21 protein-coding genes and 1 other RNA gene are annotated in these 26,167 nt (G+C 61.4%); 21 read left to right on the forward strand and 1 reads right to left on the reverse strand.

Features of this window, described 5'->3' with window-relative positions:
• Window positions 1-97: 97 nt before the first annotated feature.
• The 18 genes from ACMNI9_RS01700 to recR all read left to right on the forward strand — a co-directional run bounded on the left by ACMNI9_RS01700 (window position 98) and on the right by recR (window position 19,516).
• Entirely contained in the window at window positions 98-1,000 is a 903-nt protein-coding gene (locus ACMNI9_RS01700; RefSeq protein ID WP_114566257.1) for a peptidoglycan-binding domain-containing protein, read from the forward strand.
• Between the two features lie 294 nt (window positions 1,001-1,294).
• The gene (locus tag ACMNI9_RS01705; RefSeq protein WP_418830577.1) at window positions 1,295-1,747 is read left to right on the forward strand and encodes a spore coat protein SP96; all 453 of its coding nucleotides are present in this window, start codon (window positions 1,295-1,297) and stop codon (window positions 1,745-1,747) included.
• A gap of 159 nt (window positions 1,748-1,906) precedes the next feature.
• The gene (gene leuC, locus ACMNI9_RS01710; protein WP_216528780.1) at window positions 1,907-3,175 is read left to right on the forward strand and encodes a 3-isopropylmalate dehydratase large subunit; all 1,269 of its coding nucleotides are present in this window, start codon (window positions 1,907-1,909) and stop codon (window positions 3,173-3,175) included.
• A 15-nt stretch (window positions 3,176-3,190) separates the two neighbouring features.
• A complete protein-coding gene (locus tag ACMNI9_RS01715; protein WP_216528781.1) occupies window positions 3,191-3,685 on the forward strand; it encodes a 3-isopropylmalate dehydratase small subunit in 495 nt (164 codons plus the stop codon).
• A gap of 91 nt (window positions 3,686-3,776) precedes the next feature.
• Window positions 3,777-4,886, forward strand: a complete 1,110-nt coding sequence (gene leuB, locus ACMNI9_RS01720; protein ID WP_231088222.1) for a 3-isopropylmalate dehydrogenase — start codon at window positions 3,777-3,779, stop codon at window positions 4,884-4,886.
• Window positions 4,887-5,193: 307 nt separating this feature from the next.
• Window positions 5,194-5,793 carry a recombinase family protein gene (locus ACMNI9_RS01725; RefSeq protein WP_370632912.1) on the forward strand — a complete coding sequence of 200 codons (600 nt, stop codon included), beginning with the start codon at window positions 5,194-5,196 and terminating at the stop codon, window positions 5,791-5,793.
• Window positions 5,794-6,003: 210 nt separating this feature from the next.
• A complete protein-coding gene (locus ACMNI9_RS01730; protein ID WP_114566261.1) occupies window positions 6,004-6,243 on the forward strand; it encodes a hypothetical protein in 240 nt (79 codons plus the stop codon).
• A 312-nt stretch (window positions 6,244-6,555) separates the two neighbouring features.
• Window positions 6,556-7,065 (forward strand): PadR family transcriptional regulator, encoded by a 510-nt coding sequence (locus ACMNI9_RS01735; protein WP_216528783.1) that lies wholly within the window; start codon window positions 6,556-6,558, stop codon window positions 7,063-7,065.
• Window positions 7,058-7,438 carry a NifB/NifX family molybdenum-iron cluster-binding protein gene (locus tag ACMNI9_RS01740; protein ID WP_216528784.1) on the forward strand — a complete coding sequence of 127 codons (381 nt, stop codon included), beginning with the start codon at window positions 7,058-7,060 and terminating at the stop codon, window positions 7,436-7,438. The genes ACMNI9_RS01735 and ACMNI9_RS01740 overlap by 8 nt, the downstream gene beginning before the upstream one ends.
• A 152-nt stretch (window positions 7,439-7,590) precedes the next feature.
• The gene (locus ACMNI9_RS01745) at window positions 7,591-10,308 is read left to right on the forward strand and encodes a hypothetical protein (protein ID WP_418830581.1); all 2,718 of its coding nucleotides are present in this window, start codon (window positions 7,591-7,593) and stop codon (window positions 10,306-10,308) included.
• A gap of 54 nt (window positions 10,309-10,362) precedes the next feature.
• Window positions 10,363-11,739 (forward strand): histidine--tRNA ligase, encoded by a 1,377-nt coding sequence (gene hisS, locus ACMNI9_RS01750; protein ID WP_225749870.1) that lies wholly within the window; start codon window positions 10,363-10,365, stop codon window positions 11,737-11,739.
• A gap of 51 nt (window positions 11,740-11,790) precedes the next feature.
• Entirely contained in the window at window positions 11,791-12,462 is a 672-nt protein-coding gene (locus tag ACMNI9_RS01755; protein ID WP_225749871.1) for a hypothetical protein, read from the forward strand.
• 813 nt (window positions 12,463-13,275) lie between these two features.
• Complete coding sequence (gene aspS, locus ACMNI9_RS01760) at window positions 13,276-15,054, forward strand: aspartate--tRNA ligase (protein ID WP_114566266.1); 1,779 nt, start codon at window positions 13,276-13,278, stop codon at window positions 15,052-15,054.
• Between the two features lie 226 nt (window positions 15,055-15,280).
• Window positions 15,281-15,374: signal recognition particle sRNA small type (ffs, locus tag ACMNI9_RS01765), an RNA gene on the forward strand.
• Window positions 15,375-15,472: 98 nt separating this feature from the next.
• Complete coding sequence (locus ACMNI9_RS01770) at window positions 15,473-16,135, forward strand: VTT domain-containing protein (RefSeq protein ID WP_114566267.1); 663 nt, start codon at window positions 15,473-15,475, stop codon at window positions 16,133-16,135.
• Window positions 16,136-16,316: 181 nt separating this feature from the next.
• Window positions 16,317-18,509 (forward strand): DNA polymerase III subunit gamma/tau, encoded by a 2,193-nt coding sequence (gene dnaX / locus ACMNI9_RS01775; protein ID WP_418830585.1) that lies wholly within the window; start codon window positions 16,317-16,319, stop codon window positions 18,507-18,509.
• A 79-nt stretch (window positions 18,510-18,588) separates the two neighbouring features.
• Entirely contained in the window at window positions 18,589-18,897 is a 309-nt protein-coding gene (locus tag ACMNI9_RS01780; RefSeq protein ID WP_114566269.1) for a YbaB/EbfC family nucleoid-associated protein, read from the forward strand.
• A gap of 22 nt (window positions 18,898-18,919) precedes the next feature.
• On the forward strand, window positions 18,920-19,516 hold the full coding sequence (gene recR / locus ACMNI9_RS01785; RefSeq protein ID WP_114566270.1) for a recombination mediator RecR: 597 nt from the start codon (window positions 18,920-18,922) through the stop codon (window positions 19,514-19,516).
• 341 nt (window positions 19,517-19,857) lie between these two features.
• On the opposite strand, the gene ACMNI9_RS01790 is transcribed toward recR, so the two are convergent.
• Window positions 19,858-21,267 carry a LuxR C-terminal-related transcriptional regulator gene (locus ACMNI9_RS01790; protein WP_418830588.1) on the reverse strand — a complete coding sequence of 470 codons (1,410 nt, stop codon included), beginning with the start codon at window positions 21,265-21,267 and terminating at the stop codon, window positions 19,858-19,860.
• A gap of 309 nt (window positions 21,268-21,576) precedes the next feature.
• On the opposite strand from ACMNI9_RS01790, the gene ACMNI9_RS01795 reads away from it, so the two are divergent.
• The 3 genes from ACMNI9_RS01795 to ACMNI9_RS01805 all read left to right on the forward strand — a co-directional run.
• The gene (locus ACMNI9_RS01795; RefSeq protein WP_418830591.1) at window positions 21,577-23,427 is read left to right on the forward strand and encodes an FAD-binding protein; all 1,851 of its coding nucleotides are present in this window, start codon (window positions 21,577-21,579) and stop codon (window positions 23,425-23,427) included.
• Between the two features lie 250 nt (window positions 23,428-23,677).
• The gene (mobB, locus tag ACMNI9_RS01800; protein WP_418830594.1) at window positions 23,678-25,033 is read left to right on the forward strand and encodes a molybdopterin-guanine dinucleotide biosynthesis protein B; all 1,356 of its coding nucleotides are present in this window, start codon (window positions 23,678-23,680) and stop codon (window positions 25,031-25,033) included.
• A 1-nt stretch (window position 25,034) separates the two neighbouring features.
• Window positions 25,035-26,167: 4Fe-4S binding protein (locus ACMNI9_RS01805; protein WP_418830597.1), on the forward strand; the 1,133-nt coding region annotated here is incomplete at its 3' end.

Raw genomic sequence — 26,167 nt, forward strand, 5'->3', positions numbered from 1 at the left:
GCGAAGGGCCGACCTTCTTCGCCCTGCAGGGCTCTTGCTCTGTTCCTCTTGTGGAACCTCGCTTGGATCCGAGGCTGGCTCGGCGGGGTACGCTACCATGGCAGGCATGGATACCATTAAGCGACATGACACCGGTCCGGCCGTCGAAGACGTGCAGCAGCGTTTGGCGACGATCGGCTTGCTGGCTCCTGCGGGCGTTGACGGAACGTTCGGCGAGGCGACCGCCGCCGCCGTTCGCGCGTTCTGCGGGCAGCGAAACATTCCCGTGACCGACGAGGTCGATGATCGCGTGTGGGCGGCTTTGGTTGACGCCTCGTTCACGCTGGGCGATCGTACGCTGTATCTGCGCATGCCTCATTTTCACGGGCATGACGTTTTGGAGCTTCAGCGGGCGCTGGGTGCGCTCGGGTTCGCCTGCGGCGCGACCGACGGGATTTTCGGCGCGTTCACGGAGCTGGCCCTTCGCAAGTTCCAGCTGAACATGGGGTTGCCTTCCGATGGAATCGCCGGGGCGTACACGTACGCCGCCATTCGCAACCTCCATCACTCGTGGGAGGGCAAGGAAGCAGTTCATGGCTCCAATCACCTGGGCTTCGCGCGCGCTGCCGACGTGCTGGAGCACAACGCGCTTTGCCTGTTCGGAACGCAGGAGTTCACGCGCAGCGTGGCTTCGCGCATGTCGAACTTGGCGTTGGCGACCAATCCTGCGTCCAAGATCATGAGCGCTGATTCGCTGCTGGTTGCCCCTGATGGCAACATGCTGCTCGTTCATATTGTTTTGCCTGATGAGGCTACCGAGAACGTTCCTCGCGTGAGCTTTGACGACGAAGGCACTTTGTCGCTTCGTTTGGAGACGGCCATCGGGGTTGCCGACTCGTCCGCTCCTTCGCGCATCGCCATTGAGCTGCCCGGCACCATGTGGGAGGATGCCGGCGTTGGCCGTTCCGCCCAGCATTTTGCCATCGCCTTGCTCGACGCGCTGTGCACGGCGCTTTCGTAAACGCGATTGCTTCCTGGGCTTTCCTTGCTTTCGAAAGGCTCTCAAAGACCCTCGGCGGAGGGTCTTTTGCTTGTGTGCGGAGTATGGAGCGCCCGCTCCGTCTGCTTCTTTCAGGCTACACCATCCGATGTATTTGGGTTTCGATTCGTTGACGGTGCTCCTTTGCGGTGCGCGCGCCCTTTATACTGGGGACAGGCGGCATTGACGTGCCGCGCGTTTCGTCCATGCGAGACGCCTGAGAAAGCCGCATCGCATGGACGAAAACGAAGTATACCGATGGAAAGCAGGTTCATTATGAGCGAAGAGAACAAGAACGATCAGGTTGCTCCCGAGGCCCCGCAGGCTTCCGAGCAGCAGGCGGCTCCTCAGCCCCCGGCGACAGCTCCGGTCCCTCCGCAGCAGCCTCCGATGGGCCAGCCCCAGCCTCAGGCTCAGCCCCCTTACGTCCCGCAGCCCGTCTATCCGCCCGCGCCGCTCATGCAGCTGACCGGCGGCATGAAGTTTGGCTGGCTGGTAGTGGGCGCTCTCCTGGGCATTCCGGGCATCATCATCGCCTGGCTGGCGAACGCCGACAAGGTCGCGCAGGTGAAAAGCGATGCGCTCAAGTTCTCGATCATCGGCTTCGTCATCTGGATCGTGCTCGGCCTCCTGTTGAGCTTGATGATCGGCGGCATGGTTACGGCGCTTGTCGCGGGAGCGATGGGTTCTGCTGGCTGCTATGGTTACGACTATCACGGATCTTGGTAGTTGGCCGGTTTTATCTGGAAATCGCTTCACATCGAAGGGCCCTTCGGGGCTCTTCTTTTTTACCGGTAAATCCCAGTGGTACAATGGGCGACGATTTCCTATCTGCTCGCGGCTCGAACGCGAGTCCAGACGAGACCACCGCATACAAAGGAGTGAAACATGGCACGTCCCATGACCATGGCGGAGAAGATTCTTGCCGCCCATGCGGGGCTCGACGAAGTGGAGCCAGGTCAACTGATCGAATGCGATCTCGACCTCGTGCTATCTAACGACGTTACAGCCCCCATCGCTGTCAAGGAATTCCGCAAGATCGGCGTCGAGAAGGTGTTCGATCCTACGAAGATCGCCCTGGTGCCCGACCACTATGTTCCCAACAAGGACATCAAAAGCGCCGAACAGGCCAAGATCGTTCGCGACTTTGCGCGCGAGCAGGGCATTACCCATTACTACGAAGTGGGCTGCATGGGCGTCGAGCATGCGCTGCTGCCCGAGCAGGGCGTTGTGGGCGCGGGCGATCTCATCATCGGCGCGGACAGCCATACCTGCACGTACGGTGCGCTCGGCGCGTTCGCTACGGGCGTAGGCTCAACCGACGCGGGCGTGGGCTACGCCACCGGCAAGGCATGGTTCAAGGTGCCCGAAAGCCTGCTGTTCAGGATCGACGGCGAGCTTGCTCCTGGCGTGACCGGCAAGGACGTCATCCTGCATATCATCGGCATGATCGGCGTAGACGGAGCCTTGTACCAAGCTATGGAGTTCACGGGCAGCGCCATTTCCAACATGGGCATGGACGAGCGCATGTCCATTTCCAACATGGCTATCGAAGCGGGCGGCAAAGCGGGCCTCATCGAGGTTGACGACGTGACGCGCGCCTACATGGACGGCCGCGTGGAGCGTCCTTACACCGAATACCATCCCGACCCGGATGCGCAGTACGCGAAGGTCTACCAGATTGACGCAGCATCCATTCAGCCGACGGTCGCGTTCCCGCATTTGCCGTCGAATACGCGCCCGGTTGCCGAAGCGCGCGACGTGCGCATCGACCAGGCTGTTATTGGAAGCTGCACGAACGGTCGCATCGTGGACATGCGCCAAGCTGCCGACGTGCTGCGCGGTCGGAAGGTTCATCCCAACGTGCGTTGCATCGTGATCCCGGCCACGCAAGCGGTGTACCGTCAGTGCATGGAAGAGGGCCTGATGGACGTGTTCCTCGACGCGAACTGCGCCGTGTCCACTCCTACGTGCGGTCCGTGCCTGGGCGGTTACATGGGCATTCTTGCCGCTGGCGAGCGTGCTATCGCCACCACCAACCGCAACTTCGTCGGCCGCATGGGCGACCCCACCAGCGAGGTGTACCTGTCCTCGCCGGCCGTTGCCGCGGCAAGCGCCGTGCTGGGTCGTATCGGCCTGCCGGAAGACCTGGACTAGGAAAGGGAAGCTGCCATGCATTTCAAGGGAACCGCGCACCGTTACGGGCGCGATATCGATACCGACGTTATCATTCCGGCTCGCCATCTGACCACGTCTGATCCGGCTGAGCTGGCGAAACATTGCCTGGAGGATCTGGACGCCTCGTTCGTCGAGCGCGTGCAGCCGGGCGACATCATCGTGGCCGACGAGAACTTTGGTTGCGGAAGCTCGCGCGAGCATGCGCCCATCGCCATCAAGGCGGCGGGCGTCGACGTGGTCATCGCCAAGAGCTTCGCGCGCATCTTCTACCGCAATTCCATCAACACGGGGCTGGCCATCATGGAGTGCCCCGAAGCGGTGGATGCCATTTCCCAGGGCGACATGGTGAACGTGGACGCCGATGCGGGCATCATCACGAACGAGACGACGGGCGACGTGTTCCAGGCTCAGCCGTTCCCGCCGTTCATTCGCGAGATCATCGAAGCGGGCGGCTTGATCAACCGGACTAAGTCGAAACTGGAAAAGTAAGCCGTTCCGTCGTTTTGCGAACGGCGGAGCAGTTCGGCGCTGCCGCAGAAAGCCTCGTTGACTTTATCGGACCCGCAACGTAAGGAAACCCATGACCAAAACCTACAATATCTGCCTGCTTCCGGGCGACGGCATCGGTCCGGAGATCATCGCCGAGGGCGTCAAGGTGCTCGATGCCGTGGGCGCGAAGTACGGCACGACGTTCTCCTATACCGAAGCGCTTATCGGAGGCTGTGCTATCGATGCGTGCGGCACTGCGCTTCCCGACGAGACGCTGCGTGCGGCCGAAGCTTCCGACGCCGTGTTGCTGGCGGCTGTCGGCGGTCCGAAGTGGGACACGACCGATCCTGAGAAACCGCGCCCCGAACAGGGACTTTTGGGTATTCGCAAGGCGCTTGGCCTGTACACGAACCTGCGTCCCGTACAGATTTTCGACGCGCTTTCCGAGGCGTCCACGCTCAAACCGGAAATCGTAGAGGGCGTGGACATGATGATCGTGCGCGAATTGACGGGCGGTTTGTACTTTGGCAAGCGCGAGCGATTCTACAACGAGGAAGGCTGCGGAGCGCAGGGCGCTCCCGGCCAGCGCGCCTACGATACGCTGGAGTACCGCGAGTACGAAGTGGAGCGCATCGCTCGCCAGGCGTTCGAAGCTGCGCGAAGGCGCCGCAACAAGGTGACGAGCGTCGACAAGGCGAACGTGCTGGAAACGAGCCGCATGTGGCGCGAAATCGTGCATCGCATCGGCGCCGACGAGTACCCGGACGTGGAGCTCGAGGACCTGCTGGTGGACAATACGGCCATGCAGCTGATCAGCCGCCCGGTTGATTTCGACGTAGTGGTGACCGAGAACATGTTCGGCGACATCCTGTCCGACGAGGCGGCGCAGATTACGGGTTCTTTGGGGATGCTTGCCAGTGCAAGCCTTGGCGACGGCACGGCGCTCTACGAGCCCAGCCACGGCAGCGCGCCGGATATCGCAGGTCGGGGTGTTGCGAACCCGCTTGCGCAGATCCTTTCGGTGGAAATGATGCTGCGCTACAGCTTCGGCATGCAGGAAGCAGCCGACGATATCCATCGTGGTGTGACATCCGTTCTTGACGAGGGGTGGCGCACGGGCGATATCAGGCAGCTTGACACGCCTGCCAACAAGGTTGTCGGCACGGGTACGATGGGCGATCTGGTGGTTGCTCGCATGTGAATCGGCCCTTTTGCGCGGCGGTCTTGACGGCTGCATCTGCAATTGCAGCCGCAGCGAGGGCTGCGTGCGTTGCCGGATCCGGGCATGCCGGGGAACAAGAGGTTGCGGGGATGCGCAGACCCCGCAACCTCTTTTGCGTTTTTGAGGTTCGAAGAGCTCCTTTCGCACGTTTCCCTTGGCTTCTCTACGAACTTCCGACGAATGCGCAACAAGTGCCAATCGCTTGACTGAGAGCGGGCGTCGCGCGTGGCTTTGTGCCATGGTGAAGGGGCCGGCCGTTCTCCGAACGGAAAGGAGACCAGTTGTGGTGATGTACGGGTATGCAAGAGTTTCCAGCAAGGATCAGAATTTGGATAGGCAACTTGACGCGTTGGCGGAGTTCTCCGTTCCCATCGCCAACGTGTACACCGATCGCATGAGCGGCAAGAACTTCGATCGGCCTGGTTATCAGGCTTTGACGGGCGTTCTTGCGCCGGGCGATACGCTGGTGATCAAGAGCATCGATCGCCTGGGTCGAAACTATGACGAGATCATCGAGCAATGGCGATTTTTGACCAAGCAGCTGAACGTGGACGTTGTGGTGATGGACATGCCGCTGCTCGATACGCGAACGAGCGAGCGAAACGTCACGGGCACGTTTATCGCGGACATCGTTTTGCAGATCCTTTCGTACGTGGCGCAAGTCGAACGCGAGAATATCAGGCAGCGCCAAGCGGAAGGGATAGCGTCGGCTCGCGCTCGCGGCGTGCGCTTCGGCAGGCCGCCGAAGCAACTGCCCTGCGATTTCGGGTACGTGTACTCAATGTGGAGGGAGGGCGCGATTGGAAGCAAAGAGGCGGCGAGTCGGCTCGGAGTTGCTCGGAGCACGTTTTTCAAATGGACACGCGAGTACGATGCCACGCGGTGAGGGTATATTTAAGTTCAACAGTAGGATTTCGGGTCTGAAAAAGTAGACTTTTTCGAAACGGTCGGCTATTATCGTATTTTATTAAAGATCGAGAAACGCACCCAGGAAGGGCATGCGTATTCGACGGTACGACGCGCCTTGCCACACGGTCTAATAACGTCTGCTATTTCAGCCGGAAGATGGGCAAGGGCAGAGGGAGGAACGCTTGTTGTGATCATGTCCCTGCTCGATTATCTGGTTTTGAATACATCTGCCGCTTACCTGTCTGATCTGCGCTTTAGGCTGGGGGAATGTGCCCATGCCTTGCGGGAGCTCGACAATCCGGAGGCATTCGCCCTTGATGAATGGAACCGGGCGGGCGTCTATCTGGTTTCCGCATACAAGCCCCAATCTTCATGTCGTGCCGCTCAAGATGCGATCGTGCGCTCTTTGGACGCGGTTTCGTCGTAGCCTTTCGTCGTGATCGGGGCTTGTCGCATTGCGAGGCCGGTGCGTCGACGAATCTTCCTGCTTGCTGAAAACCGCCACCGCCGTGAAATCGCGTGCCGTTTCGTTGCGAGCCGAACCCTCGAAAACAGCCGTTCTTGAATTCTCCGTTCCCCAATGAGCGGGCGGGGATCGGGTGAAACGAGCGCATTGTCGCGCTACGTTCCGTTTTGTCGTTCGTAGAAAGACTCCTTTCGACATCTATATGTTGACAGCATGCATGTTGAAGGAGTATATATGTTCATGTCATATAGTACCCTGCATGAAGGAGGCGCTATGCCGCAAGGTGATTGCGAAACGTCGGGCACCCGAAACGGCGCTTCTTGCGGCGAGTCCGGTTTGGGAGCGGGCCGCAAGCCTTGTTGCCGCAGGCGAGGCGGCGGCGGTGGCGCGCTGGTGGAGCCGGCGGCGTTGGCTGCTCTTTTGCATGCGGGCGGATACGGGTACGACATGCGCAAGATCATTCTCGAGAAAACCGACGGTCACGTAGACGTTGACGTGGGCGGCTTGTACCGCAGCTTGCGTCGATTGGAAGAGGCTGGCGCGGTGGTGTCTCGCTGGTGCGACGAGGAGTCGGGCCCGCGAAGGCGGGAGTACGAGCTGACGCGCATCGGCGTGGAGATGGCCGAGCAGTGGCTCGAGGCGCTTCGCGATCGGCAGCGGCTTGACGAGTTGCTGGTCGGGTTGTTGGAGAGCGGTTTGGAAGAAGCCGACCGGAGCGTTTCCGCGTCGGATGATGCGGATCGAAGCAGCATCGCTTCGAAGAAAGAAGGAACAGATGAGTGAAACCATGAAGCTGGCCGTGCCCACGATGGGCCAAGCGGGGCTCGAGTCTCAGCGAGCGGGTCACTTCGGCCATTGCGATTGCTTTACGGTGGTCGAGATCGTCGACGGAGAGATCGCCGGAACGACCGAGATTGCGAATCCGCCGCATGAGGAAGGCGGGTGCTTGCGCCCGGTGGGCCTTCTTGCCGACGCCGGCGTGAACGCGATCGTGGCCGCCGGCATGGGGATGCGCCCGCTCATGGGCTTCAACCAGGCGGGCATCACGGTCTACTTCGACAATCAGCATCCTCTGGTAGGCGATGCCGCCAAGTTGGTTGCAGCTGGCGACGCTCCGGTGATGTCCGCCGATCAGGCTTGCAGCCACCATCACTAGGATTCCTCCCGCCCGGCGGCACCCTTGCCGCCAACGGCGACGCTCTTCTTCTAGAAGCGCCCCCGGAAAGCATGTGCGATCCGGGGGCGCTCGATGTTGTGCGGTGCTTCTGTCGTGCTATGCTGCTCGGATACGACCAGGAAGGAACATCCGTGCAGCAGGTAGCAGGGCAGGACGGTCTGTATCGCATGAATGCGGGCGACAGACTCTTTAACAAGGTGCATGTGCTTGAGGCCGGAATGCCTCCCATTCCGGGTGCGTTGGACGAGCCAGGTTCGTACGGGTTCGTCTCTCGGGGGCTGCCGACGCCCGGCACGGGCGGATCGTACGTTGTTGCGCTTCCCGACAAGCTTACGGTGCGCGTTCTGGCTTACATCGATCCGTACGGACGCGTGTTTTCGACGTCCGAAGCGCTGAGCGCGCCGCCCGCGCGCCAGCCCGATCTCTCGTTCGCTCGCTACTCCGACCAGGCTTCTTCGTCGCGCGAGGAACGTGGTTGCGTGTACGTGCACGAAAAGGATGCCAAGCGCGAGGTCGCGCAGTACCTCAGCGCCCAGGGGAGGTACGCGCTGTTCGATTCCTGGTACGATTTCGGGCCTTATGCCGGAGGGCTTCGCTACGATCATGCGATGGCCCGCGCCTACCTGGCTTTCGTGCATCGGCCGTCTTTGGGCGCGCCGGCGGCACCCGAGCGTGGCCTTGAGAGCGTGTTCGAGCGCTTGCGCGGCGACAAGCCTTTGGCGGCCATGCGCTCTATTGTTCTCGACGCGCGCAAAGCCGAGAGCGATCCTGCGTTCCGTCCTCCCGCGCTTGTGCGGTGCTTGGCGCAGTGGCTGGAGGACGCGGGGCTGGACGACCTCAAAGGCCGCGGTATGGAGGACGAGTCGGTGCGTCTTGTGCGGACTTCTCGCTACGCTGATACGTATTATGTGGCGGTCGATGACGAAAAGGCGCGGATACCTGTGCCTACGATATGGGCGCTTGAAGCTGCTCTCAATAGGTTCTTGCTGGTCAAAGAGGCGTTTGGGGATCGTGCTGCGTTTGCTACCGACGTTGATTGCGCGCGATGGGACGCGTACCTCATCGAGGCGGCCGCCGTGCAGCGCCCGCAGCTTGACCGGGCGGTTGACGCGCCCGAAGGCAACGAGGGCGGCGAATGGGATGCTCGCTGCAGGATTGCCGCTGCGATCGAGCGCCTGCGCTTGCCGTTTCGGATCGACGCGTCCTTTCGATTGGACGTTGCAGCAGGCGCGGTTGCCTTTGACGTGACGGTTCCTGACGCCTTGCTTATGCCGACGTGGGTTTGGAGCGAGGGCGTCGATCAGGATGCGTCGGGAAGCTGGCTCGCGGCTGATTGGGAGTTTCGCGATGCGCAGGCGCGCCGGTACGCTTTGCACCTTGGCTTGGTCTTGGTTTCGATCGCGTTCGAGGCGGTGGCGTCGGCGAGCAGGGTGGATGTGGCGGTGCGTCCTCTTTCCCGGAAGCAGGGCGACCAGGCGTCGGAAGGGGGAGAGTTTCCGCAGGAAGATCGGGCTCCCGCGTATGTTCAGGCTGCGTTCGACCGTGCGACGTACGAGCGCTTCGACGGTTTCGAGCAGGCTCGTGCGTTCGATCCCCTGCCTGCGTATCAGGCGTGTGCCGCCTGCTTCGATGGCGACGATGCTCAGGCGTTCGCGTACCTTGAAGGACTCGCCTCCAGTTCCGTGCGCGCCGATCTTCCTGAAACGTGCGACAAAGAGCTTTCCGACAGCGTCCGTTCCGTGTTGGGGGCGGATAGCAGCCGCGACATGCGCATCAGCTACGATGCGGCGTACCGTCGGTTGGCGGAAGGGCTGGCCGATCGCATCGTGCAGGCCGAAAGCGCTTCCGATGCCATTCGCATCGTTCGCGTTGCGCAGGAGGAGGCGGCCGCGGCTTCTGACGATCGGGCCGTTTCTTCGTGCACGCGTTTGATGGCGGCGCTTGCCGCCGGCAGCTTGGACGCACGCGACCAAAACGTCGTGGTTGGCCGGTACTTGGGGGAAGATCGCTGCCTGGTTGCGCTTGGCCGTGCGAAAGCGCTTGCCGAGCATGATCTGGGCCAGGCGGTCGACGTGCTGATCGATGCGGTGGCCGAGGCCGCTGCGCTTGACGGGTTCGTCGACGGATCGTCAACGGCGTACCGAGCGTTCGACTCGTACGTTGCCCGCGTTCTGTACAACCGAGCGCGATATGCGGGCGCGGGCTATCCGTCGCGCGCCGTACGCGATGCGGGCAAACGCGTACGGCTTGCCACGGATACGTTCTACCTCTGCCATCTGGAAATCGTGCGTCTGCTGGAGCATTCGTTCGAGCGCGCCGACGAGGCGCAGCGATACGGGCGTCGCGCCGTTGAGATAGCGCCCGCGACGGCTGCGGGCTATCGTCAGCTGGGTCGCGCGTACATGCTGGTAGGGGATATGGAGAACGCTTCCGCAACCCTTCTGGAGGGCCTGCGCATAGCTTTTCAGCCAAGCGATATAGCTATGGCTTACTATCAGTTGGCGTACGTGCTGTGGAAGATGGGGCGGGCGCGCGATGGCGCGGCTTGCTATTTGAAATCGCTCGCAACGTCGTCTATGGTGGCTGTTCAGGCTACGGCCGAGCTGCAGGAGCTTGTCGGGGAAGCGGGCATCGATCTTCCCGCGCGCGACCAGGTGGATCTTGAATTGACGCGTGCGGGGATTCCCGTGGCGCCAACGTCGGACGTGCTGGACGCCTTGGACGAGGCGGCGGTTGCGGCCACCGACGAGGGGATGTTTCGCGTGGCTCGCAGCCTGATGGCCGCGCGGTCGCGTTACCGGCCGGACGATGCGCTCGTGAACGTGCTTCGTTCTTTGGAAAGCTCGTAGGTCTTTTACGTTACAATAGCAAGATTCCGAACAATAGAAACGAAGGGTCGACCCATGGCAATTCAATCTCCCGAGGGAACGCGCGATCTTCTGCCGGACGAGGCGAAGTTCTGGACGCATTTCAAGGCGACGGCGGCGGAGATTTTCGGTCGCTACGGTTACCTGCCGATCGAAACGCCCATCTTCGAGCAGACGGAGCTGTTCGTGCGCGGCATTGGCGAGGCTACCGACGTGGTGTCCAAGGAGATGTTCACCGCGATATCCGGCGAGAACCTGAAAAAGCTTCTGGAGGGCGGCAGCGTGAAGGCGAAGAGCCGCTTGTCCATGCGCCCTGAAGGAACCGCCGGCACGGTGCGAGCCGTGGTGCAGCACGACTTGGTCCCCCAGGGAGCCGCTCCTGCAAAGCTCATGTACGCCGGTCCGATGTTTCGCGCCGAGCGTCCTCAGAAGGGACGTCAGCGCCAGTTCAACCAGGTGGGCATCGAGTGCTTGGGCGCCGAGGATCCCAGCGTTGACGCCGAGGGCATCATCATGCTCATGCGGTTCTACGCCGCGATCGGCATTCCCGTGCGGGCTACTCGCCTGCTGGTGAACTCCATGGGGTGCGAGACGTGTCGTCCGGCGTACCGCGAAGCCGTGAAGACGTACATGGACGCGCATGCCGACGAGCTGTGCGACGAATGCAAGCGCCGTGCGGAAATCAACCCGCTGCGTGCTTTCGATTGCAAAAACCCTGGCTGCGCCGCCGTTATGGAGGGTGCTCCGAAGATAACCGAGCATTTGTGCGACGATTGCCGCGAGCACTACCTGTCGGTGAAGACGTACCTCGACGGCGCGGGCTTGTCGTACGTCGAGGACCCGACACTTGTGCGCGGCTTGGACTACTACACGCGCACGGTGTTCGAGGTTCAGGTGACCGAGGGAATGGGAAGCCAGAACGCCATCGGCGGAGGCGGCCGTTACGACAAGCTGACCGAGGAAGTCGGCGGCCGTCCGACGCCGGGATTCGGCTGGGCTCTGGGTTACGAGCGGTGCGTGCTGGCGCTCGAGGCGGCCGGGCATACGTTCCCCAAGGCGCAGCGCTGCGATTTCTTCGTTGCGTGCGTTGATGCGAGCGTACGAGCCGAGGCGTTCTCTTTGGTGCAGGCGTGCCGCGATGCGGGGCTTGTGGGCGAGATGGACCACCAGCGTCGCAGCCTGAAAAGCCAGTTCAAGCTTGCCGACAAGCTGGGGGCTTCCATGGTTGCCGTGTTGGGACCCGACGAACTGGCCCGGGGCGAAGTGACGGTTCGCAACATGCAGACGCATCGCGAGCGCGCGATAGAACTGTCCAAGATCAAGGCTCTGCTGGCTCATTTCGGCGGCGAGCCGTTCGATGGGCGCGCGCCTTCGGTCGATGAGGTGTTCGGCGGTTTGGACGACGCGGAATAGACGCGCTTGCGCGTTCGGGACGTTCGGGCGCGCTGTCTGAGGAGGCTTGGAATGGCTGCTGGCAAATGGAGCGGTGTTGCGAAGGGCGCGGGCGCTGCGGCGAAGTTCGTGGCGACCCATCGAAGCGAGATCAAGGCGGCAGCTGAAGTTGCCGCAGGGGTAGCTGCCGAGGTGGCGCCCAAGGTTGCTCCGGTTGCCAAGTCGGCTGCGGACAAGGCGGCCGCAGCAGCCAGGCAGGCCCGGGCAAGCGTCGAGCAGGCTGCGCAGGGAGTTTCCGATGCGCGGACGGAGGCCAAAGGGCAGAAGGAAGAGCAGCGGGTTCGACGCTCGGCAGTGAAAGACGTGCTCCAGGCGGCTGCGGTAAAGCTGTCATCGCGAGAGTTTTTGGAATCTTGGGACAAGATGGCGGGCTTCGATCCGGAAGGCGTGGCCCATTACCTGGAGATTCCGGGGTGCTACGTGATCCTTCGTTGCAAGCACGCCGTGAGGGACGACGACTACTCCTCGTACCACGGCGTGTACGTAGGGAGCTCGGTCAACCTGGGAGCGAGCATTCGCGAGCACTTGATCGGGTTGGGCAATCCGGACGTGTACGCAGACGTAAAGTATCGTCAGCCTGTTTACATTTTGGCGTTTACCCAGGCCGAAGGGATCGAGGAGAACCGAAAAGGCCTGGTCGACTTGCTGGGCGCGGACGAGTCGTACAACAAGCCGAAAGTGTGACGACGTGGTAGCGTCCCGCATGCGCCGCGAGTGCCTTGCGCTCGCGGCTGGCCCCTTGCGCTCGCGATGTTGCGTCCCGCGCATGGCTGGCCCTGCACAGGACGGGCTCTTGCGCGCGGTTGGCCCCTTGCGCTCGCGATTCCGGCGTTCTTGGCAGGTTTTGACGGTTTGAGGTCGTCCGAGACGCCCCTTCCCGAACACGCGAAAAATCGAGCTACGTTTCCCCAGGTGAAATGCCATCTCCGATGAGAACAACATGCAAAGCGACATCAAGAGCCCGTCGCTACGACATCAAACCGCAAGAAACTGCCACGCAGGGCGGTTTTTCGCGCGCAACCCCTTGTCGGCAGGGGCGCGAGCAGGGTGTCGGGCCTGTGGGCGCGTGGCGCCGATGCGACGATCGTCAGCGATGCGCGGAAGGCGGCCGGAGCGTGATGGCCCTCGTCGATGGCGCAGCGTCGTTGACGCGGTTCGTCCGATAGAGGGCTGCCGGGTTGAAGCTTTCGGCGAGGCTGCTCGCTTGGCTGCCTTCCTTGCACGGCCTGATTCGTCTTGCGTTCGCGCGATGCAGTGCGGTCGCGACGTTCGCGTTCGACCGCAAGTTGCAGCAGCCGCGCCTGGACAGCGGGATGAACCGCATGTTGGCGGATGCGGCGTCCTGGCGGGTTGTTCGCGCGCATTTTGCATGAAAAGACGCGATCAGGGGTTTGTTTTCCCTCGTTTGCCAGTACAATGACTAGGTTTGAGTAACGTCTGCTGTAACTACGAACGGCAGATGCAGATAGCAGTGCCAAGGAGCAAGGAACCATCATCATGACGGACTTCAGGAACGAATACTGCATGCACACCGCCACGTGCGGCGAGCTGCGCAAGAGCGACGTGGGGCGCGAGGTCGAGCTGTGCGGTTGGGCGTGGCACAATCGCGACCACGGCGGTCTTATCTTCATCGATCTGCGAGATCGTACGGGCTATACGCAGGTGGTCGTCGACCCCGATTGCGTGAGCGTTGACGACTTCGCGAAGGCCGAGCATTTGGGTCGCGAGTACGTGCTCAAGATTTCCGGCACGGTGCGCGAGCGCGGCGCCGAAGCCGCAAACCCCAATATGGCTACGGGCGAGATCGAGGTTCTGGCGAAGGCCGTCGAGGTCTTGAACACGTCCGTCACGCCTCCGTTCTCGATCGAAGACGGCATCGAGACCGACGAGACCACCCGCATGAAGTGGCGCTACCTGGACATTCGCCGTCCTGAGATGTTCGAGGCCCTGCACTTGCGTCACAAGGTCGCCCAGGCCATGCGAGGCGCTCTCAACGATCGCGGCTTCCTGGAAGTGGAAACCCCCATTCTGGCGAACTCCACGCCGGAGGGCGCGCGCGACTACATCGTGCCCAGCCGTCCGAACCCGGGCCGTTTCTACGCGCTTCCGCAAAGCCCCCAGCAGTTCAAGCAGATGCTCATGGTGGCCGGCGTCGAACGCTACTACCAGATTGCCCGCTGCTTCCGCGACGAGGATCTGCGCGCCGATCGTCAGCCCGAGTTCACGCAGGTGGACATCGAGATGAGCTTCGTGCGCGGCGACGACGTCATCGACATGATGGAAGACGTCATGGCCGAGACGCTGAAGGCGGTGGGCGTGGACCACGAGTTCCCGCTGCAGCGCATGCAGTACGCCGAGTCCATGGAGCGTTTCGGCAACGATCGTCCCGATACGCGCTTCGGCATGGAGCTCAAGGACATCACCGACATCGTGAAGGACACGGGCTTCAAGGTGTTCTCGAGCGTGGCCCAGTCCGGCGGCGTGGTGAAGGCCATCAACGCGAAGGGCGCAGGCGACTGGAGCCGCGGCGAGGTCGAGAAGCTGGCCGACATCGCCGCCGAGAACGGCGCGAAGGGCATGGCTTGGATCGCGTTCACGACGGACGGCAACGAGAAGAGCCCCATCATTAAGTTCTTCAGCGACGAGGAGTTCGCTGCCCTCAAGCAGGCTATGGACGTGGAGCCGGGCGACCTGCTGCTGTTCGCGGCCGACAAGCCCGCGGTGGCGAACGCCGTGCTGAGCGCGCTTCGCTTGCACATGGCCGACGCACTCAACGTTCCGCGCGAGGGGCATCAGCTCCTGTGGATCGTGAACTTCCCCATGTTCAAGTACGACGAGGACGAGAAGAAGTACGCCGCCGAGCATCATCCGTTCACGCATGTGCTGGACGAGGACGTGGACAAGATCGAGTCCGCTCCGCTCGAATGCGGCAGCTATTCCTATGACCTGGTCATGGACGGCTTCGAAGTGGGCGGCGGCACCATCCGTATCCACAATGCCGAAGAGCAGCGTCGCGTGCTGCGCGTGTGCGGCTTGACCGACGAGGAAATCGACGAGAAGTTCGGGCACCTGATCCACGCGCTCGAGCTGGGCGCTCCGCCGCATGGCGGCATCGCCCTGGGTCTTGACCGTCTGGTCATGCTGCTGGGCGGCAAGTCGTCCATTCGCGACGTTATCGCGTTCCCGAAGACGAGCTCCGCGAGCGACCCGATGACGGGCGCCCCGAGCGCTGTGACGGGCCGTCAGCTCAAAGAGGTCAACCTGCGCACGCTGTAAGGGCGCGTAATCTCTCATCTTGTCGGGAGCTCGCTGCGCAAAGGCGAGCTTTCGATTGGCGGGAGCAAGGCGGGGGAGCGGGGTCATCGACTCTGCTCCCCCGCTTCATTTAAGCTTGCAACGGGTCTGTGTACTTTTGGTTGCTTCAAATAAGTCGGTTGGCTTGGATTTTGCGAGATCGTATATACTAATGCCTCGCATGCGCGAGCATGTTCGAGAATATCTCGGATGGGCCGGGGCGGCGCCATGTTCCGAACCTGGTCAGGTCCGGGAGGAAGCAGCCATAAGGGACCGCTGACGAGCGCCCCTGCCTATCCGGGATATTCTTTTATCTTGACGGCTTGCGGCCGACGGGTTGGCCTGCCTTTCCAGCCGACCGGGCGCGACTGCAGTTTCGAGTGCGCTTCGAGGAAACCCCATGGAAATCATCCAGTTCTTCATTGACTTGCTGCAAGACCCTCGCGGCTTCATTGCCGAATGGATTGCGGCGTTCGGCATGGGCGCGTACATCCCCATCTTCTTGATCATCTTCATCGAGACCGGCGTGGTTATCATGCCGTTTCTGCCCGGTGATTCGCTCCTGTTCACGGCGGGTTTGTTCGCGGCCGACGGCGGCGGCTTGAACTTGGCGCTGCTGCTTCCGGTGGTGTGGGTGGCGGCGATCTTGGGCGATTCGTGCAACTATTGGATCGGTCGCGAATTCGGCAAGCACATCATCGATTCCGGGCGCGTCAAGTCGATGACGCCCGAGCGCATCGAGAAAACCGAAGGCCTTATTAACAAGTACGGCCCGCTGGCGATCTTCCTGGGTCGTTTCTTCCCGTTCATCCGCACGTTCGTGCCGTTCTTTGCAGGTTTCGGGCACATGCACTACCGCAAATTCTTGCTGTTCAACATCATCGGCGGTATTACGTGGTCCACCGTCTTCGTGCTGCTGGGCTACTTCTTCGGCGGCATCCCGGTGGTGCAGGAGCATTTCGAGCTGGTGATCGTTGGAATTGTGGCCATTTCCCTTATACCGGCCGTAGCGGGCGCGATCAAGGCGAAACTGAGCTCCTCCAAGGCGAAGGCTGGGAAATAACCCGATCGTAGCATTGTGACGCTGCCCCTGCTGATGCTGTGGTGGCGCGCTGCGGCGGCTGCGCGGAAAGCGCGCTTCTTCTATAATGGGCAAGAACGCAGAAAACGCGGGCGCATGCCAGTGCAGGGCGCCCGCGTTCGCATAACCACGGATGCATACGGGAAAGCGGGAGCCGCGCGCTATGGCAGAGGCATTGTACAGAAAATACCGGCCGCAGATATTCGAAGACGTCGTTGGCCAGGAGCATATCGAACGCACTATCAAAAACGCGATCGAGCAGGATAAGGTAAGTCACGCGTACCTGTTCACCGGCCCGCGCGGCACCGGCAAAACCACTACGGCGCGCTTGCTTGCCAAGGCGCTTCTGTGCGAGCACGGCCCTACGTCCGAGCCTGACGGAACGTGCGATGATTGCACGATGATTGCCAACGGCGAGCATCCCGACGTGTACGAATTGGACGCCGCAAGTCGCACGGGCGTGGAGAATGTGCGCGAGGAGATCATCGGTCGCGTTCAGTTCGCTCCTACGCGCGGTCGGTACAAGATCTACATCATCGACGAGGTTCACATGCTGTCGACGGCGGCGTTCAACGCGCTGCTCAAGACGCTTGAAGAGCCGCCGAGCCACGTGGTATTCGTGCTGGCTACTACCGATCCCCAGAAGGTTCCCGAAACCATCCACTCGCGCTGCCAGCGTTTCGATTTCCGCCGCATTTCGGCTGAGTCCATCGTGTCGCGACTGGGCGCCATCTGCGTGTCCGAGGACGTGGAGTTCGAGGGCGAGGCGCTTGACCTGATCGCCCATCGCGCTGAAGGCGGCATGCGCAACGCGCTGACCTCGCTTGAGCAGCTTATCGCGTTCGGCGAGGGCAAGGTTACGCTTGAGGTGGCCGAGCGCATGCTGGGCGGGGTGGATACGAACGATCTGGCCGAGATCATGCAGGCCATTGGCAAGCGCGATGTGGCCACGTGCTTTCGCTGGACGGCGGAGTTCGTGGAAACGGGAGCCGATCTGGCTCAGTTCACGCGCGATTTGGCCGAGCACGTCCGCAATCTGTACGTCATGTCGCTGACCGATGCCGACGTTGTCTTGGAAGTGGGCGATACCGAGCGGCGCGAACTGGTGAGCGAACTGCCGCTGTTCGGGGCGGATCGTCTGTCGCGTCTGCTCGGCGTGCTGGGCGACTTGTCTGCCGAATTGAAAACGTCGACGAATCCGCGCTTGTCGTTCGAGATTGCGCTCACGCGCATGGTTCGTCCCGATTCGGATTTGACGCTCGAGGCGCTTGCCGAGCGCATCGAAGCGCTGGAAAGCGGGCATTCGGCCGTTGCCCACGTGACGTCGGCGGCGGCTCCGGCGGCCGTTCCTGCGGCGGCCCCGGCATCTGCGCCTGTCGCCCAGCCTGCCCAGCCCGTTCAGCCTGTTCAGGTTTCGCAACCTGCCCAGCCCGTTGCGGCTGTTCACGCTGCGCCCCAGCCTGCACCCGCTGCCCAGCCTGCGCCTGTGTCGCAGAGCCCGGCGCCCGCGGCCGCTCCGTCCGCGACCGCCTCTCCGGCTTCTGCTGCTCCTGCGGCTTCCGCTTCCGCCGCGGTTGTCCAGGCGGATCCTGGCGCACTGGCGGCGGCTTCGGGCCAAGTTGCCGACAGTCTGCAAAACCCTGCGGCTCTCCAGCGCGTTTGGCAGGCTGTTCTTGCTACGCTCAAGAAGAACAAGGCCGCTTACGGCGTTTTGTTCCTTAACACGAAGGCCGTGTACGATGCGGGCAAGCGCATCCTCTTGATCGAATTCCCTGCGGAAAACGCCTTCGCGTTCAAGGCCGTGCAGAAGCAAGATGTCCAAGATGCCGTGTCCGCCGCATTGACTCAGGCGTGCGGTTCCGCGGTGCCGTTCGCGTATTCGCAGGCCGGTGCAAGCGCCCCCGCGTCTCCGGCTGCTGCTTCCGCTGCTCGACCCGCTTCGGCGGTCTCCGCATCTCCTGCGGCCTCTGCCGCGCCTCGTGCGCAGGCGGCCGCATCCCACGCGCAGGCTCCGGTCGCTTCGACGTCTCGTCCGCAGCCCCAGCCCCAGCCCCAGCCGCAGCCGTCTGCGGCGATGCCGGCCTACGATGTTCCTCCGTACGAGGACGAGCAGGTGCCCTACGACGACTTCGACGTTCCTGCGCCTGCGCCTGCGATGCCCGATGCTTCGCCGGTGCCTGCCGCGCAGCCGGCTCGGATGCCGCAGCCTCAGAGCGCGCCCGCTTCCATCCCGGCTTCGGCACCTGCTTCAACCCCTGCGACCGTGCAGAGCTCTCCCGCCGACCCCAGCGACCTGCAAGCCATTCTTGCCGCCGGTTTTGGAGCTGGCGTGGTTGTGGAAGAAGTGAAAGAATAGGAATCCGCGCCGTTCGAGGTTCGGTTGATGTGCCGGACCGGTCGATCGCGTGCTAACGAACCTGAAAGGAAACCGTACTATGGATATGAAGAAGATGATGAAGCAGGCTCAGAAAATGCAGATGGAGCTTGCTCGCGCGCAGGAAGAAATCAAGGACATGACGTTCGAGGCTACGGCTGGCGGCGGCATGGTCAAGGTTGTTGCGACGGGCGACATGGCCATCAGCAGCATCACGATCGATCCCGAGGCCGTTGACCCCGAGGACGTGGAAATGCTTCAGGATATGGTGACGGCTGCTGTCAACGAGGCGCTTCGCGGCGTGTCCGACATGAGCGCCACGCGCCTGAACGCCGCGACGGGCGGCATGAGCATCCCGGGCCTCATGTAGATCAGGCGAAGGGGAATTTGTCATGCACGCAGCGCCGTCTATCCAGAAACTGCTCGATGAGCTGGAGCGCTTGCCTGGAGTTGGTCCGAAGTCCGCCCAGCGCATAGCGTACTGGATACTGAATGCCGACAAGGCGACGGCGCTGCGTCTTTCCGAAGCTATTGCCGAGGTGAAAGACCAGGTTTGCTTCTGCAAACGCTGTTTCAACTACGCCGAGGACGATCTGTGCGAGATATGCCGCTCGTCCAAGCGCGATGCGAGCACGATCTGCGTGGTAAGCGAGCCGCGCGATATTCCTCCCATCGAGCGAACGACCGTCTATTCCGGGGTCTACCACGTGCTGGGGGGCGCGCTTTCTCCTATGGAGGGCATCGGGCCGGACAATCTGCGCATCGCCGAGCTTATGAAGCGCTTGGCAAGCGACGAGGTCCAAGAGGTTGTGTTGGCGACGAATCCCAACGTGGAAGGCGAGACCACGGCTGCGTACCTTGCGCGCCTTATCAAGCCGCTGGGAATTCGCGTTACGCGCCCTGCAAGCGGCTTGCCCGTAGGCGGCGATTTGGAGTTTGCCGACGAAGTCACGCTTGGTCGCGCTATCGAGGCTCGCAGGCCGTTGTAGCAGGCGCGGCGAGCGTCCGTGCGTGACGGCCGATGCCCGCGGGAGCGTTTTCGGGCATAAAAAAGGGGACGTCTCCGTCCCAAAGATAAGAAGAAGGGTTCTGCCCCCTCCAAAAAACAGAACCCTTTTCTTTATCGAAGCATCAAGCTTCTGTAAAGCAGGTTGTAGTATACCACCGATCTCCACGAAATCACAACATGTTTTTTCGGCGAATAGCAAAGGGCTATGTTGACCTGGTGAAATATTTGCTCGGAAAAGCTTAATATTCCAAAGCGTTTCCTTCTTGAAGCGGTCTCTGGAGCGTTTTCGCGGCCTTCGCGCGTTACGTTGCAAAGCGGTTTTTAGGCGCGATCCTTTGTGAGCTTCAGTATGTCTTCGCGAGACGATACCTCCAACTTACGGTAAATATTATGAATGTGCGTTCGGGCGGTGTTGGGAGAGATGAACAGCACGTCTGCGATATAAGCCCCGCTGTGTCCTTCGGCAAGATACGAAAGGATCTCTTGCTCGCGGGCTGTCAGATTGTACGTTTCGGCCAGTTGGGCGCAGCGCACGGATGCGGGAGTGGGGCCGGCGTTCGATTGTCCTGTAGGTTCGACGCGGTCGTTTTCGTCGCTTGAGGTCCATTGCGTTTCGCGCTGGTATCGAATATGCGACGAGAAGACCATCGCGAATGCGTACAGCGTAGTAATTATCGTCACTACGATAGGGGTTACGTGGTCGCCCATCACGGTGGCAAACGCTTGGCCCGTGAACGACGCGGCTGCAAAGAGGAAAACCGCAAGCGAAAAGACCGCGTCAGATGGGAATTCGCCCGCATTGGCTATGGCGCACAGTGTTGCAAGGGTGAGTATGGCCGCTAATGCGTAGAGGGCATACGTGAGGTACGTTGCCAGCTGTTCTCCCTGGCCTACGGTAGCCGTGATGCTGGTGACGGCTAAGAGCAGCATGGCCATAAGCGGAAGGAACGTTTGATGCATACCGCCGCGCAGCGATAGCCGCCTTTTTCTTAGCAATGCATACGCCAGAAGAATTGCTGCATCGAGTGCAAGCATGGCTAGGTAGGCGTCCTGGCTTTGGTTGAACGACGTGCGCATTACCGCCATAACGAAAGCGAATACGATCAGACCAAGGCCTGGAGCTGCAAGGACATCAACAAGGGATGCGGCGATTGCGCGCGGTTCGCCAGTTGACCGGCGTTTCGCCTTTTTGCAAGAGGGGACGGTTGCGCCAAGCGCCAACGGTACGATGACTGCTGTTATTGAAGCCAGTACGAACAGCGCGGTTACGCCAGCCAACGGTAGAATGCTGTAAAGATGGCATAAGAGCGCCGAGAGGATGCTAGCGAGAGAAACTATTTCGAGGGCGCGTTTGATCTTGAATCGAGTACACACGCGGCCCCAGGCAAGCACTAAGCACGTGTCTGCTAGTGCCGTGGTGAAAGCGAGTGCCACCACCGAGGTTGTTCCGAAGCTGCCGGACCAGGCGAAAAGAGCATACGTAAGCGAGCAGCAGAGGTAGATTGCCCCTCCGAACGAACTGAGCATCACGTAGGGAACGCGTTTTCCGGCAAGGGTGAGCCCAAGGAACAGGGCCCCTAAAACGGTCGCGCACAGAAGCGTGGTCTCGGCGAAGGTTCCTATGAAGGACTCGGCGTGCTCGAACCTTAAAAACGATATGACGGCACCTGAGTAGATTAGAAGCGTTGAAAACAAGCAGCCTAATCCTACGACCAAGGCGATTGCGGTCATTGGCGACTCGTTGGAAGTTCTTGGTTTCTGGTTGTCGCATGCCTTGGCCATGCGGTTCCTCCTGGCTGCTTGGGGCAGGCTGCATTATAGCATTGCTACGTCTCTTCGTTAATCAAAATGCTTGTTTGATCTGCTGAAACGCATGAGATTGAGAACATCTACGTAAAAACGTTGAGCGCCTTTGCCTTCGCTGAAGGCGAAATCAACGGTTCATCGGATAGCGCCAAACCGGTCTTCTGGTCAGGATAGAGCATGTTGAAGCCAACGCAGTGCACGTTGGGAGTTGGAGTGCGAAGGAGAGGGAGAGCGATGGAGCTTTCACGAAGGAATTTCCTGGCAGGAGCGGCGAGTGCTGGCGTCCTGGGCGTCATGGGGCTAGCCGGCTGCGCTCCGCAGCCGGCTAAGGAGCCGGTCAAGGGAAGCGCGGCTGCGGGCGAGGCCGCTTCGGCCCGCCCGGCATACTATATGTGCGACGAGAATTGGCTGGGATCCGCGCCCGAGATTGCCGATGGCGACATTGCGGAGACGAAGTCTTTCGACGTCGTGGTAGTGGGCGGCGGTCATGCTGGCACGCAAGCGGCGTTGGCTGCTGCGCAAGAGGGCGCGAGCGTGGCCGTGATCGAGAAGCACAACGACGGCGAAATCGTGTATCGGGGCGACGACATCTGCTCGTACAATTCGAAGCTGCTGGAAAGCTGGGGCTTTGGTCCGTACGACCTGAACGAAATCGTGAACGAGTACGTGCGTCGCGCTAATGGACGGTGCAGCACCGATGTCATTCGTTCGTTCGTGTACAACTCGGGCGAAATGATGGACAATCTGGCCTCGCTCGTCCCCGACACGTCGAACGTGTTCGATTACAAGGGTGGCGAGTGCATCGTTCAGATCGCTTACGACAAGCCGAACGGAAGCGATTATCCGGTGGAGGTGTCCGGTTACAAGATGTGGGCATCCACCGTGCAGACCGTTGGTACGAAAAACGCTAATCCGGTGGGCAAGAATGGCTTGACGGACGTTTCCCGCTTGGCCGAGCTCGAGACGTATTGCCGCGATGCCGCCGAGGATTTGGGCGCGAAATGGTTTTGCGGCCATGCGGCGGTGCGTTGCGTGCAGAGTGACGAGGGCGCAGTCCTTGGCGTTATCGCTCAAGATGCCGACGGATCCTATGTGCGCTTCGACGCATCCAAGGGCGTTATCCTGGCCACGGGCGACTTCGGTGCCAATACCGACATGGTGTGGGAGCTTTGCTCGGAATGCGCTGAAAACGCCGAGCGACATGGCGTGGATCGGGAGACGTTGACGGGTATGACCGACTGCGATGGCTCCGGTCATAAAATGGGCTGCTGGGCGGGCGGTGCCATCGAGAGCCATCCGCGCCCCGTGGCCGGCGACGCGCCTTCCATTTCGTTCGGTCCCTGGGGTTCGGCTCCAAGCTTGTGGATGAACTGCAAGGGCGAGCGCTTCATGAACGAGTCGTATGCGGGGTTGGTGCTGGCTCAGTCGTGCCGTCAGCCTATTGATCTCGAAGCGGCCATGGTGGGCAACTTCGCCATCATGGATAAAAAGCACATGCAGTATATTCAGGCGGGCGGCCTTGATCACGGTGCTCCTAACTGGGGATTTCCTGAGGGCATCGAAGAATATCGGGCGCAGATGGACGGCGCAGACCCCTCTGCTGGCACCATTGAGGTTCGCGGTCTGGAAATTGCGAACCGCACGAGGCCGTTTGTGAACGAGGTGTTCGTCGGGGCTACCGTGGAGGAAGCGCTGAAAAATGCCGGGCTTTCCGGGGAGGCTCTCGAAACCGCAAAGGCCACGGTCGAGCGTTACAACGAACTGTGCGCTGCTGGAGTGGATGCAGATTACGGCAAGCCGGAGAATCTGCTCATTCCGATCGACGAGGCCCCGTTCTATATTGCCAAGCAGGGCACCGAGCGCTTGTACGGTCCTGGCCTGAACACGCTTGCGGGCTTGTGCGTCAACGGAAGCTACCAGGTGCTTACGGCTTCGAAAAACGATGTCGTCAAGGGCCTGTATGCGGTGGGCAACACGATGGGCGAGCGCTACGGAAACGCTTACAACTGTCCCTCTGCGGGCAACAACATGGGCAACGCCATGACGAGCGGCCGCGTGGCTGGCAAGCATGCTGCTCGAGGCTAAACGACTCGCGACGATGCTGGGAACGGCGAGCGAGCGGTGATGCAGCGCACCGTCCGTCCGCGCATGTCGGCATCGTCTTTTCCTCCCTCCTGCGAAGGCCGCGCTCGAGCGCGGCCTTCGTGCGTTCGGGCGCGGCCGGCATGATCGGTTGCTGGAGGTGGACTCCGATGCGCCGGTGCCGCCCGCGTTCGCGTTTGCGCTCGCTTCCTGTCAAGCTCCCTTCCGTGCGTCGTGCTATACTGAGCGCCGAATGAACAGGGGGAAGCGCATGGTGAACATTCCTAGTCCGGCGGTGTCCATAGTTGGACGCCATAATTCGGGCAAGACCACGCTGATCGAAAAGCTTATCACTGAACTGGTGGCTCGAGGCCTCGACGTGGGTAGCGTGAAGCACCACAGCCACGTGGGCTTCGATATCGATATTCCCGGAAAGGACTCGTATCGCCATCGCGCCGCCGGTGCAAGCGAGACGGTGATTGCGGCTCCGGGCCAGATGGCGCGCGTGAAAACCGTCAAAGGCGAAATCGAGTGCGCTGAAATCGTGCGCAGCATGCCCGGTCATGACATCGTGGTGGTGGAAGGCTATCGCAAAAGTGGGCTTCCCACCATCGAAATCATGCGTTCGGGCAACGAAGCCGACGCACGCGTAGCCGACGTGTTCGCCGAAGGCGCGCGTTGCGGTTGGCCGCTCGGCACCGACTTCACGCAGTTCACGCGCGGTACGGTTCCTCCTGCTGACGACCCGGCCGCTCACGAGATGCTCGAACGTTCCCAGCAAGCGCCTGCTTCGGCAACGGGCAGTCACTTCGCCGTGCAGCATCCCGATCATGCCGATATCTCCAACAAGCTTCCCACGGCGCAGACTGTTGCCGTGGTGACCGATATCGCCGATGCGCATCGCGCTGCCGAGACGTACGGCATCCCCTCGTTCGATTTGAACGACGTTTCCGGATTGGCGGATTTCGTCGCGCAGCGCTACGCTCGGCCGCGTGTGACCGTGGTGATCCAGGCAGGCGGGGAGAGCCGTCGCATGGGTCAGAGCAAGGCGACGGTTCCGTTCGCGGGCCGCCCCCTTATCGCCCGCATGGTCGAGCGACTTGCTCCCGCTTCGGATGACTTGATCATCACGACGAACGAGCCGGAAAACCTGACGTTTCTGTACGACATGTTCCCGCAGTACCGCATCCAGTTCGTGCGGGATGCGTGCGAATGCCGCGGTGCGCTGCCGGGGTTGTACACGGCTCTGCAGGCGGCCGGCAACCCGTACGTTGCCGTAGTGGCGTGCGACATGGTGTTCGCATCGCCGTCGCTTGTTGTTGCCGAAGCCCTGGCCATGAACGAGTCGGGCGCCGACGTGGTGGTTCCCATCAACAAGCACGGCTACGAGCCGTTCCATGCAATGTATCGTCGCTCGGGCTGCCTGCCTGCCGTGACCGCGGCGCTCGACCGGGGAGAAAAGCGCGCCCAGGCGTTCTTCGCCGACGTGAACGTGCTCGAATTCCCGCAAGCGCGCGTCTTGGAGGCCGAGCCCATGGGCGGCTGCTTTATTAATGCGAACACGCCCGAAGAGCTTCGCTCGTTGGAAGAATCTTTCTTGGAGGGGTAGCATGCCCAACCTTATCGACATAGTCGAAGTGGCGGAAGCGCTTGAGAGCAAGGCCGTTTACTTGGCCTCCGATCGCTGCACGGTGGTGCGAAACCGCCATTCCTCGTGCACGAAGTGCTCGGACGCGTGCCCGACCGGCGCAGTTGAGGCGGTCGACAACGTGCTGTCGCTTAACAGCGATGCCTGCGTGGCATGCGGGGCCTGCACGACGGTCTGCCCCACCGAAGCGCTCATTCCGTTGCAGCCGCTTGACGAGGACCTTGCTTCAAGCGTGGCGGAAGGCGTGGTGAATACCGAAGGGATGGCCGTATTCGCGTGCGCTCGCATAGCGTCGAAGCGCGTGGGCGATCCCCGACGTTACGCGGAGGTTCCGTGCTTGGCTCGCATGGAAGAAAGCGTGCTTCTGGGGCTTGCCGCGCGCGGCGTGGAGGACATCGTGCTGGTTGACGGCACGTGCTCGACGTGCAAATTCAGAGCGAATGTGCCGGGGATCGACGCCACCGTTCGTTCAGCGAACGATCTGATTGCTGCGCAAAGTTCCGAGATCCGCGTGAGGCGGGCGTCGGCGTTTCCCGAGGAAGTGTTGCTGCAGGACAAGCGCAGCTTGCTGGGTGAATCGCGCCGGGGATTTTTCACCAGCGCTCGTTCGCGCGCGGTGGATGCGGCCGGGAAAACCGCCGAAGTGATGGTGTTCAAAAACGATGGCACCGCTGGTCCGTCGCTACGCGATCGCCTGCGCATGTCCGACGCGGGAACGCTTCCGCAGTTCAACCCCGAGCGCCGTATGCGCGTGCTCGACGCCATGGATGGGCTGGGCGCTTCGACGGTGCCTGAAATCGATACGCGGCTGTTCGGGTCGGTGTCGATCGACGAAGAAGCATGCAGCTCATGCGGCATGTGCACGGTGTTCTGTCCTACGGGAGCGCTCAAGAAGAGCGAGATGAAGCCCGCGGACGGCGAAGGCAGCTTCCTTGAATTCTCCGCGGCCGATTGCGTGCAGTGCCGCCTGTGCTCCGATGCATGCTTGAAGAGTTGCTTGACCGTAAGCTCTACGGTGAGCACCGATGAGCTGTTCGACTTCGAGCCGCGCCTCATCCATCTGCCGAACCCTCCGAAGCGCACCGGTATTCTGGG

Origin of the sequence: Paraeggerthella sp., assembly GCF_048427265.1 — a bacterium.
Taxonomy (GTDB): Bacteria; Actinomycetota; Coriobacteriia; order Coriobacteriales; family Eggerthellaceae; genus Paraeggerthella; species Paraeggerthella hominis.

Excerpts from the sequence above, each read along its gene's own strand:
- ACMNI9_RS01700 (WP_114566257.1), top strand. The coding sequence starts at position 98 with ATGGCAGGCATGGATACCATTAAGCGACATGACACCGGTCCGGCCGTC.
- ACMNI9_RS01705 (WP_418830577.1), top strand. The coding sequence starts at position 1,295 with ATGAGCGAAGAGAACAAGAACGATCAGGTTGCTCCCGAGGCCCCGCAG.
- leuC (WP_216528780.1), top strand. The coding sequence starts at position 1,907 with ATGGCACGTCCCATGACCATGGCGGAGAAGATTCTTGCCGCCCATGCG.
- ACMNI9_RS01715 (WP_216528781.1), top strand. The coding sequence starts at position 3,191 with ATGCATTTCAAGGGAACCGCGCACCGTTACGGGCGCGATATCGATACC.
- leuB (WP_231088222.1), top strand. The coding sequence starts at position 3,777 with ATGACCAAAACCTACAATATCTGCCTGCTTCCGGGCGACGGCATCGGT.
- ACMNI9_RS01735 (WP_216528783.1), top strand. The coding sequence starts at position 6,556 with ATGCCGCAAGGTGATTGCGAAACGTCGGGCACCCGAAACGGCGCTTCT.
- ACMNI9_RS01740 (WP_216528784.1), top strand. The coding sequence starts at position 7,058 with ATGAGTGAAACCATGAAGCTGGCCGTGCCCACGATGGGCCAAGCGGGG.
- hisS (WP_225749870.1), top strand. The coding sequence starts at position 10,363 with ATGGCAATTCAATCTCCCGAGGGAACGCGCGATCTTCTGCCGGACGAG.
- ACMNI9_RS01755 (WP_225749871.1), top strand. The coding sequence starts at position 11,791 with ATGGCTGCTGGCAAATGGAGCGGTGTTGCGAAGGGCGCGGGCGCTGCG.
- aspS (WP_114566266.1), top strand. The coding sequence starts at position 13,276 with ATGACGGACTTCAGGAACGAATACTGCATGCACACCGCCACGTGCGGC.
- ACMNI9_RS01770 (WP_114566267.1), top strand. The coding sequence starts at position 15,473 with ATGGAAATCATCCAGTTCTTCATTGACTTGCTGCAAGACCCTCGCGGC.
- dnaX (WP_418830585.1), top strand. The coding sequence starts at position 16,317 with ATGGCAGAGGCATTGTACAGAAAATACCGGCCGCAGATATTCGAAGAC.
- ACMNI9_RS01780 (WP_114566269.1), top strand. The coding sequence starts at position 18,589 with ATGGATATGAAGAAGATGATGAAGCAGGCTCAGAAAATGCAGATGGAG.
- recR (WP_114566270.1), top strand. The coding sequence starts at position 18,920 with ATGCACGCAGCGCCGTCTATCCAGAAACTGCTCGATGAGCTGGAGCGC.
- ACMNI9_RS01790 (WP_418830588.1), bottom strand. The coding sequence starts at position 21,267 with ATGACCGCAATCGCCTTGGTCGTAGGATTAGGCTGCTTGTTTTCAACG.
- ACMNI9_RS01795 (WP_418830591.1), top strand. The coding sequence starts at position 21,577 with ATGGAGCTTTCACGAAGGAATTTCCTGGCAGGAGCGGCGAGTGCTGGC.
- mobB (WP_418830594.1), top strand. The coding sequence starts at position 23,678 with ATGAACAGGGGGAAGCGCATGGTGAACATTCCTAGTCCGGCGGTGTCC.